The 9,386-nt window shown below is 76.2% G+C and carries 7 protein-coding genes; 4 read left to right on the top strand and 3 right to left on the bottom strand.

Annotation, left to right across the window (positions count from 1 at the left end; genetic code table 11):
• Window positions 1-457: pseudouridine synthase (locus tag PSR1_RS18940; protein WP_237758150.1), on the bottom strand; the 457-nt coding region annotated here is incomplete at its 3' end.
• A gap of 82 nt (window positions 458-539) precedes the next feature.
• Here PSR1_RS18940 and PSR1_RS18935 point away from each other — a divergent pair.
• On the top strand, window positions 540-1,145 hold the full coding sequence (locus tag PSR1_RS18935; protein WP_059438992.1) for a glutathione S-transferase family protein: 606 nt from the start codon (window positions 540-542) through the stop codon (window positions 1,143-1,145).
• A 224-nt stretch (window positions 1,146-1,369) separates the two neighbouring features.
• On the opposite strand, the gene PSR1_RS18930 is transcribed toward PSR1_RS18935, so the two are convergent.
• Window positions 1,370-4,159, bottom strand: coding sequence for a pitrilysin family protein (locus PSR1_RS18930; RefSeq protein ID WP_059438991.1), 2,790 nt, complete (start codon window positions 4,157-4,159; stop codon window positions 1,370-1,372).
• 229 nt (window positions 4,160-4,388) lie between these two features.
• Between PSR1_RS18930 and PSR1_RS18925 the strand changes: the two genes are divergently transcribed.
• Both PSR1_RS18925 and PSR1_RS18920 read left to right on the top strand, forming a co-directional pair.
• Window positions 4,389-5,561, top strand: a complete 1,173-nt coding sequence (locus PSR1_RS18925) for a cache domain-containing protein (protein WP_059438990.1) — start codon at window positions 4,389-4,391, stop codon at window positions 5,559-5,561.
• A 72-nt stretch (window positions 5,562-5,633) separates the two neighbouring features.
• Entirely contained in the window at window positions 5,634-7,370 is a 1,737-nt protein-coding gene (locus PSR1_RS18920) for a sensor histidine kinase (RefSeq protein WP_237758149.1), read from the top strand.
• Window positions 7,371-7,419: 49 nt separating this feature from the next.
• Here the strand turns inward: PSR1_RS18920 and PSR1_RS18915 are convergent, their stop codons facing one another.
• Window positions 7,420-7,653, bottom strand: coding sequence for a hypothetical protein (locus tag PSR1_RS18915; protein ID WP_237758148.1), 234 nt, complete (start codon window positions 7,651-7,653; stop codon window positions 7,420-7,422).
• A gap of 97 nt (window positions 7,654-7,750) precedes the next feature.
• On the opposite strand from PSR1_RS18915, the gene PSR1_RS18910 reads away from it, so the two are divergent.
• The gene (locus PSR1_RS18910) at window positions 7,751-9,190 is read left to right on the top strand and encodes an ATP-binding cassette domain-containing protein (protein ID WP_059438988.1); all 1,440 of its coding nucleotides are present in this window, start codon (window positions 7,751-7,753) and stop codon (window positions 9,188-9,190) included.
• The last annotated feature ends 196 nt before the right edge of the window (window positions 9,191-9,386 follow it).

Genomic DNA, 9,386 nt, shown 5'->3' with positions numbered 1-9,386 from the left:
CCAGCGCCCGGTCGTGGCGCGCCAGCAGCAGCGCGCCGCTCGTGTCGCGATCGAGCCGGTGCGCCAGGCCGGGCGCGGCGCGGCCGTCCACGTCGAACGCGCCGAGGCGGCTCGCCGCCGCGACGGCCGACGCGCCGCCGGGCGCCGCCGCCTCCACCGCGAGCCCGGGCGGCTTCGCCACCACCAGGCAGTCCGGGTCGTCGTACAGCACCGCCAGCGCCGGGCCCGCCGCCCCGGCCGCGCGCGGCGCGGGGCGCTCGACCGCCACCTCCTCGCCGCCGAACAGCTTGCGGTGCGGCGAGCAGGCCTTCCCCCGGATGCGCACCCGGCCCGTCTCCACCAGCCAGCGGGTGCGCTCCGCGGTCGCGCCGAGCGCGGCGGCCAGCCAGCGGTCCAGCCGGGCGCCGGCCGCCTCGCGGGGCACGCGCAGGAGCTCCGGCGCGGCGGGCGCACCCACCGTGAACGGCCCCCTTCTTCCGGGCCCCGCGGGGCCGCGACCCGGTCTAGAACGATCCGAACCCTTCACGGAGGACACCGGGATGAAGCTCTACTACGCGCCGCGCACGCGGGCCACCCGCCCCCGCTGGCTGCTGGAGGAGATGGGCGTTCCCTACGAGCTGGTCCGGCTCGACCGCGCCGCCGGCGCGCTGCGCACGCCGGAGCACCTCGCCCGCCACCCGCTGGGCCGCGTGCCGGTGCTGGAGGACGGCGAGGTCCGCATCTTCGAGTCGGCCGCGATCTGCCTGTGGCTCGCCGAGCGCTTCCCGGAGAAGGGGATGCTCCCGCCGGCCGGCACGCCGGGCCGCGCGCTCACCTACCAGTGGCTGTTCTTCGCCATGGACGAGCTGGAGCCGCCGCTCGAGGCGCTGCACGGGCTGCTCCGGCCGCCCGAGGGGGAGCGCGACGCGGCCGCGATCGAGGCCGAGAAGGCCCGGTTCCTGGAGGGCGCGCGCGTCCTCGACCTCGCGCTCCGGACCCGCCCGTTCCTCGCCGGCGACGCGTTCGGCGTGGCCGACCTGGTGACCGGCGCGGTGGCCTCCTGGGGCAAGGCGCTGGTGGGCGGCATCGACGGCATGCCGGCGCTGGCGGCCTGGCTCGCCGGCGTGAAGGCGCGGCCCGCCTGGAAGCGGGCCATCGCGGACTGATTCGCGCACGGCGGGCTACGCGCGGCCCCCGCGCGGCGCAGCCGCGCCCGCGGGGACCTCGCGCGAGCCCGCGAACGCGGGCGCGCGAGGTCACGGGACCCGCGCAGCCGGGTGGGGCCCCGCGGCCCCGTCGACAGGCTCAGGGTCCGTGGGGCGGGGCGCAGCCCCGTCAGAACCTCGCTGAACGACAGCGTGAGCCGCGCCAGCGGCTCACGCGCTGTCGTTCAGCGCGCCGCCGCCGCCGCCGTGGGCTTCACGGTGCCGTCGGCGTCCACGAGCTGGATCTGCCCGAGGCCGATCTCGCGCAGCCCGGGCTCGATCTTGGCGCGGTCGCCGATGATCACCCAGGTGACGCGGTCCGGCTCCACCATGCGGGCCGCGTCGGCGAGGTCCTTCGGGCCGAGCGCGGCCACCTTCTGCGCGAAGCCGTCGAAGTAGCGATCGTCGAAGCCGAAGCGGACGATCTGCGCGATGGACCGGGCCACCGCCCGCGAGGTCTCCCAGCGGCCGGGCAGCGACAGCGTGAGCGTGCCCCGCGCCACGGCCGCCTCCTCGGCGGTGATGGGCTTCGCGCCGCGGATGCCGGCCAGCTCCTTGCGGATCTCCAGCACCGTCTCCCTGGTCTTGTCGGCCTGCACCGGGGCGAGCGCGAAGAACGGCCGCTGCCCGCGGGCGTCGGTGAGCAGCGCCCGGGCGCCGTACGACCAGTGCTTGTCCTCGCGCAGGTTCATGTTGAGGCGCGAGGTGAACGCGCCGCCCAGCACCGTGTTCATGGCGGTCTGCGCGATCTCCTCGGGGTTCGCCCGCGGCGGGGCGACCTGGCCCGCGATCACCACCGACTGGATCGACCCGGGCCGGTCGAGCAGGAACACCCGCTGCCCCGCCGGCAGCGCCACCTGCGCCAGGTTCTTCCTCGGGACGTCGCCCGCCTTCCAGCCGCCCAGCAGCCGCTCCAGCTTCGGCACGATCTCCGCGGCGGTGGTGTCGCCCACCACCACCAGCGTGGCGTTGTTCGGCTTCACCCAGGTGGCGTGCCAGCGCGCCGCGTCCGCGCGGGTGAGCTTCCCGACCGTGGCCGCGGTGCCGGAGCCGGTGAGCGGGTTGGAGTAGGCGTGCCCCTCGCCGTAGAGCAGGCGCGGCAGGATGCGGAACGCGGCCGTCACCGGCTGCGCCGCCTCCTGCCCGAGGCCCGCGAGCTGCTGGGCCTTCAGCCGCTCGAAGTCGGCCTCCGGGAACACCGGGTTCACCACCACGTCGGCGAACAGCGAGAGCGACGCGTCGAGGTTCGCGCGCAGCGCCGCCATGCTCACCAGCGAGGTGTCGAGGTCCGCGCCGGTCTCCAGGCGCGCCCCGAGCCGCTGGAGCGTGTCGGAGATCTCCAGCGCGGAGCGCGCGCGGGTGCCCTCGTCCAGCATGGCCGTCGCGAGCTTCGCGAGCCCGGGCGCGCCGTGCTGGTCGGAGGCGTAGCCCGCGTCCACCAGCAGGTCGAGCTGCACGTCCGGGACCGCGTGGCGCTCCGCCACCACGACCTTCAGGCCGTTGGAGAGCTGGTGGCGCGTGAACGCCGGGAAGCGGGGCGCCGGCGCCGGCCCGGGCTCGGGCCGCACCTTGCGATCGGCGCCGGTGGCGGCGGCGTGGAGCTCGGGGAACGGCAGCACCGAGAGCACGTAGACGCCGTCGGAGAGCCAGCGGCGGCAGGCGTCGCGGACCTGGGCGGCGGTGGCCGAGCGGATGCGCCCGAGCCGGGTGCGGTAGGCGTCCGGCGTCCCGCCGTAGACCTGGTTCTCGGCGAGCACGTCGGAGACGCCGCCGAAGCCGCCGATGCGCTCCACCCCGCGCACGAACCCGGCGAGGATGCCGGTCTTGGCCCGCACCAGCTCCTCGGCGGTCGGCCCCTGCGCCACCAGCCGCGCCACCTCCTCGCGCACCGCGCGCTCGACCTTCGCCAGGTCGCCGCCGGGCTTCGCGGTCGCCTCGACGAAGAACGTCGAGCCGATCTCGCCGGTGCCCGGGTCGGCGCTCACGTCGGTGGCGATCCGCTCGTCGTAGACCAGCCGCTTGTAGAGCCGCGAGCTCTTCCCCGACGCGAGCACCCGGGCCGCGAGCGTGAGCAGGTCGTCGTCCGGGTGGCCCCACTCCGGCGTGTTCCACACCAGGTAGGCGCGGGCCTGCGGCACCCGATCCTGCATCACCTGGCGCTGCTCGCCGGTGCGCTTCGCGATCCAGGCCTGCTGCTTGGCGATGGGCTCGCCGGGCGGGACGTCGCCGAAGTAGTGCTCGACCTTCTTGCGCACCTCGTCCGGCTTCACGTCGCCGGCCACCACCAGCACCGCGTTGCTCGCGCCGTAGTAGGTGCCGAACCACTCCTTCACGTCCGCGAGCGAGGCGGCCTGCAGGTCCTCCATCGAGCCGATCACGGTCCAGGAGTACGGGTGCGCCTTCGGGTAGAGCGACGGCGTCATCACGTCGTACACGCGCCCGTACGGCTGGTTCTCGCCCTGGCGCTTCTCGTTCTGGACGACCCCGCGCTGCTCGTCGAGGCGCGCCTGCGTGATGGCGCCGAGCAGGTGGCCCATGCGGTCGGACTCCATCCACAGCACCGTGTCGAGCGCCGACACCGGCACGTTCTGGAAGTAGTTGGTCCGGTCGTTGCTGGTGGTGCCGTTCAGGTCGGTGGCGCCGACGCGCTCCAGCACCTTGAACCAGTCGTCGTCGAAGTGCTCCGAGCCGTTGAACATCAGGTGCTCGAAGAGGTGCGCGAACCCGGTCTTGCCCGGCCGCTCGTTCTTGGAGCCGACGTGGTACCAGACGTTCACCGCCACGATGGGCGCCTTGTGGTCCTCGTGGACGATGAGCGTGAGGCCGTTCGGCAGCACGCTCTTCACGTACGGCAGGTCCGGGATCTCCGGCAGGCGCACGGCGGCCGCGGCGGGAGCGGCGGCGGCGGGCGCGGGAAGGGCGGCCAGGGCTGCGAAGCCGGCGAGGGTGAGGGATGCGAGGAGGCGGTTGGGCATGTGGGCTCCGTTCGGTCGCAGAGGCCGGGATCAGGCGGACGTGACGGCCGCCGCCGCCTCGGACCCGGCCGGGGGTGCGCGACGCCGCGCACCCGGCCCGCGCACACGCACGCACCGTCCGCGCAGGGGCTTCGCGGGCCGGTCACCACGCACCCGCGGCGCATGATAGCGTTCCGGGGCAGCGGCAACCCGCCGTCTTCCCCCAGCCGACCCTCCCCGCCCGCCCACCATGCGCTCCGTATCCCTCGAGCTCCGGCTCCTCGTCGCCCTCTTCGCCCTCTGCGCCGGGGCGGCGCTCCTCGGCGCCCGCCTGAGCGGCGGGATCGTCGAGCAGCAGGTGGAGCAGGCCGGCACCGAGCGGCTGCGCGGCGCGGCCGAGGCGTTCGCCTCGCAGGAGCGGGCCGAGATCGAGAAGCTCTCGGCCACGCTCGACGCGCTGCTGTCGAGGGACGACCTCCGCCAGGCCTTCGTGGCGCGCGACCGCGAGCGCCTGCTGGCGCTCGCCGCCCCGCTGTTCGAGACGATGCGCGAGCGGGACCGGATCACCCACTGGTACTTCATCGCCCCCGAGCCCGACGCGACCGTGTTCCTCCGGGTCCACCGACCCGAGCTGCGCGGCGACAAGGTCGAGCGGGTGACGTTCCGGCGCGCGGTGGAGACCGCCGACCTGGGCGCGGGCAAGGAGCTGGGGCGCACCGCGTTCGCGCTGCGGGTGGTCCGGCCCTGGATCCAGGACGGGAAGGTGGTCGGGTACCTCGAGCTGGCCGAGGAGATCGACCACTTCCTGGGCGCGATGAAGTCGCGCACCGGCGACGACTACGGGATCCTGGTGAAGAAGCGGTTCCTCGACCAGCGGCGCTGGGCCGAGGTGCTCGGCGAGCGCTCCAACACCTGGAACGACCGGGCCGACGTGGTGGTGGTGGACACCACGACGTTCACCGAGGGGATCATCGACTACGAGGGCGACCTCGAGGTGCTGCCGGACGACGGCGTCGCGCTCGGCGAGGTGGTCCGCGACGACCGCGCGTACATGCGCGGCATCTTCCCGCTGCGCGACGCGGGCGGGCGCAAGGTGGGCGGCCTGTTCGTGCTGCACGACTTCAGCGCGGAGCACGGCGCGGCGCGCGCCGCCATGCTCCGCTCGTTCATGGTGCTGGCCGGGCTCGGCGCGGTGCTGGCCGCGCTGCTCGCGGCGCTGCTGCACTACGCGGTGTTCGCGCGGCTGCGCCGGCTGGAGCGCCGCCTGGAGCGCGAGGCCGCGCAGCAGCGGCTTCCGCCGGGGCGGGTGGTCGAGCTCACCGACGACGAGATCGCCCGGCTCGAGGTGCTGCTGCGGCGGGCGCTCTTCCCCAGCCGCGACGAGTTGCCGCGCGACGCATCGTCCCCTGGCCGCGACGGTTGACCCGAGGCAAGGCCGCACGGATCCCGCGGGCGCATCCTGCGCCTGGGCCGGAGGGAATCGGCCAAGGGGATCATGGCGGAACCGCGCGCAGCCGAGGAGCGTGGCACCGGCGCCCCGGCGCCGGCCGGCGCCGTCCCGGCGGGGCGTGCGTCCGGCCGCGCAGTGCCGTTCTGGCGCCGGCTCTCCACCAAGCTGCTGGCCGCGGTCGTGCTGCTCGCCCTGCTCGCGCTCGCGGCGGTGGTGCTCGCGGAGCGCCGCTTCGAGCGGCACCTCCAGGACCAGGTCGTCCGCTCGACCGCGCTGCTCGGCGAGGCGGTGACGACGGTCGGCCAGCCCGCGCTGCTCGCGGCCACCGACCGCCACGACTTCCGGACCATCGGCCGGCTCGCCGCGCTGGAGGGCGTGGACCGCATGCGCGTCCTCGGCCCCCGCGGCGCGGTCCGGTTCTCCAGCGTGCCGGAGGAGGTGGGGCAGACCCGCGACAAGGGCCACCGCTCCTGCTCCCCCTGCCACGCCGGGCACGAGCTGCCGCTCTCGCGCGTCCCCGCGGACCGGCGCTGGCGCGAGGAGAGCGGCCCCTCCGGGCGCCGGCTGGTGGTCACCACCCCGATCTACAACGACCGGACCTGCGCCACGGCGGAGTGCCACGTCCACCCGCCCGGTCGGCAGGTGCTGGGGCTGCTCGAGACCGACGTGGCCATGGAGCCGATCCTCTCCGGCGTGGCGGCGTTCCGGCGCGGCTTCGTGACCCTGCTCGTGGTCGCGATCATCGCGACCTCGGCGCTCATGTACCTGTTCCTCCGCTCCGAGGTGCTCGGGCCGGTGGCCGCCCTGGTCGAGGGCACGCGGCGCGTGGCGAAGGACCAGCTCGACGTGGAGGTGCGGGTGCGCTCGCGCGGCGAGCTCGGCAACCTGGCCGCGTCGTTCAACGACATGACCTGCTCGCTCCGGCGGCTGGAGGACGAGCTGAACGGGCTGCTCGCGGGCCTGGAGCAGCAGGTGGAGGCGCGCACGGCCGACCTGCGCAACGCGCAGGAGCAGCTCGTGCGCACCGAGAAGCTCTCCTCCCTGGGCAAGCTCTCGGCCTCCATCGCCCACGAGATCAACAACCCGCTCGCCGGCATCCTCACCTTCGCGAAGCTGGTGTCGCGCACGCTGGCCGAGGGCCCGCCCGACGACGCGCGGCGCGCGGTGCTGCAGCGCAACCTGGCGCTGGTGGAGCGCGAGGCGCAGCGCTGCAGCGCCATCGTCCGCAACCTGCTCGACTTCGCGCGCGAGCGGCCCATGGCGAAGAAGCCGGTGGACCCGGGCGCGGCGGTGGAGGAGGCGCTGTCGCTCATCGCGAACCAGATCGCCATCCAGGGCGTGAAGCTGCAGCGCGACCTGCCGCCGCTCCCGCAGGTGCTCGCCGACTTCGGGCAGCTCCGCCAGGCGTTCGTGAACGTGGCGATGAACGCCTGCGAGGCGATGGGCGCGAAGGGCGGGCGGCTCCGGGTCAGCGCGCGCGCGCCGGAGGGCGCGGTGGAGATCGCCTTCGCGGACGACGGGCCGGGCATGCCGCCGGAGCGGGTGAGCCACATCTTCGACCCGTTCTTCACCACCAAGGAGAAGGGCACCGGCCTCGGGCTCTCGGTGGTGTACGGCATCGTGCAGCGCCACGGCGGGACCATCGCGGTGGACAGCACCGAGGGCCAGGGCACCACCTTCACCCTCCGGCTGCCGGCGATCCCGGCGGAGCGGCCGGCGGACCCGCCGGTGCCGCCGGTCCCGGCCGACCCGGCCGCCGCGCCGGCGCGCGCGCAGGGCTGAGAGCACGTGAACCCATCCCCTCCCGTCGCCGCGGCGGCGGGCCGCCGGCTCACCCGTTCCGCTGCGCGCCGCGCAGCAGCGCGGCGGCGAGCGAGAGCGGGCCGGAGGCGATGTCGTCCGCGTCGATCACGATCACCTCGTCGTCGCCGTCCCACTGCGCCTCGCGGCCCGGGAGCGGCCCGGCGCCGGGATCCACCACCAGCACCGCGGCCGGCAGCAGCGCGCGCACCCAGCGCAGGACCGCCGCGAGCCGGCGCGGGCTGGCGCCGCGGCGCACGATCACCACCGGAGCCTGGGAGCGATCCCGCACGTGATCCAGAACAGGCGTCCGGCCGGCGCATTTCACCCCCTGGCGGGCATGTCCGCATTAGCATCCCGGGATGCGCCGGCCGCTCGTCACGCTCGACCGGGTGGACGTCCGCCTGGGCGGCGTCCCCGTCCTCGCCGACGTCACCCTCGCGCTCCACGCGGGCGAGGGGCTGGCGGTGCTGGGCGGGAACGGCGCGGGGAAGTCCTCGCTCCTGCGGCTCCTGCGCGGGGAGCTCTGGCCGGATCCGCGCGGCGGGCGCCGCCTCTTCCACGGGCCGGACGGGGCCTTCGAGAGCCCCATCGGCGCGCGCGAGCGGTTCGCGCGGGTCGCGCCCGAGGCCCAGGACGCGTACCTGCGCAACGACTGGGACCTGCCGGTCGAGGCGGTGATCCGCTCCGGCTTCTTCGACGCGCTGTGGCCCTCGGAGGCGGCGACGCCGGAGCAGTCGCGGCGGGTCCGCGAGGTGGCCCGCGCGCTCGGCGTGGAGGGGCTGCTGGGGCGCTCGGTGCTGGAGCTGTCGCGCGGCGAGGGGCGGCGGGTGCTGCTGGCGCGGGCGCTCGCGCCGCGGCCGGAGGCGCTGTTCCTGGACGAGGCCTGCGACGGGCTCGACGCGCCGGCCCGGGCCGGGCTGCTCGAGACCGTGTCGGCGATCGCGCGCGGCGGCGTCGCGGTGGTGATGGCCACGCACCGGCCCGAGGAGCTCGTGCCCGAGCTCGGCCGCGTCGTCCGGCTGGAGGGCGGGCGGATCGCGTGGGAGGGCGACCGGGCCGCCGCGCTGGCGGGCGCGGGTGAGGCCGCGCCGCCGTCCCGCGCGCCGCGGCGCGGCGCCGGCCCGCGCGCCGCGCTCTTCCAGCTCCGCGGCGCCACCGTGCTCGTGGACGGGCGCGCGGTGCTCGACGGCGTCGACTGGACGGTCCGCGCCGGCGAGCGCTGGTCGGTCACCGGCCCGAACGGCGCGGGGAAGTCCACCCTGCTCCGCCTGCTCGCGGGCGAGGAGCAGCCGGCGCGCGGCGCGGTGGACCGGCTCGGGCTCGGGCCGCGCGCGTCCGCCGACGACCTGCGCGGCCGCGTGGGCCTGGTCTCGCCGGAGCTGCAGGCGCGCCACCGCTTCGACGCGCGCGCTGCAGACGTCGTGCTCTCCGGGTTCGCCGGGACGGTCGGGCTCGCGGTGGAGCCCACCGCGCGCGAGCGGGCGCTGGCCGCCGCCGCGGCGGAGCGGCTCGGGGTGACGCCGCTCCTCGAGCGGCACGTGCTGTCGCTCTCCTACGGCGAGCTCCGCAAGGTGCTCATCGCCCGCGCGCTCGCGCCGGCGCCGCGGGCGCTGCTGCTCGACGAGCCCCTCGCCGGGCTCGACCCCGCCGCGCGCGCCTGGGTGCTCCGGGTGCTCGACGAGCTGGGCGCGGCCGGCACCGCCATCGTGGCCGTCTCCCACCACGCCGACGAGCTGCCCGGCGCGGTGGACGGGCGCGCGCGGCTCGAGGCGGGCCGGCTCGCCGTCGACGGCGCCTGACGGGCACCGCCGGCCCGATGCGGGCGGGCGTACGGCGCGCCGGCCGGGCGGTGGCGTCGCGGGCCGCCCGGGGGTATCACCGTCGCGTGCCGCTCGCCCCGCTCCTCGCCCTGCTCGCCGCCGCCCCGTCCCTGACCCTCGCGCCCGAGGCGGCCCGCCCTGGCGACGCGGTGCTCGTGCGCGTGGCGGGCGCCGG

The organism is Anaeromyxobacter sp. PSR-1 (assembly GCF_000964525.1).
Classification (GTDB): Bacteria; Myxococcota; Myxococcia; order Myxococcales; family Anaeromyxobacteraceae; genus Anaeromyxobacter.
This window is presented reverse-complemented; position numbering and strand designations above follow the sequence as displayed.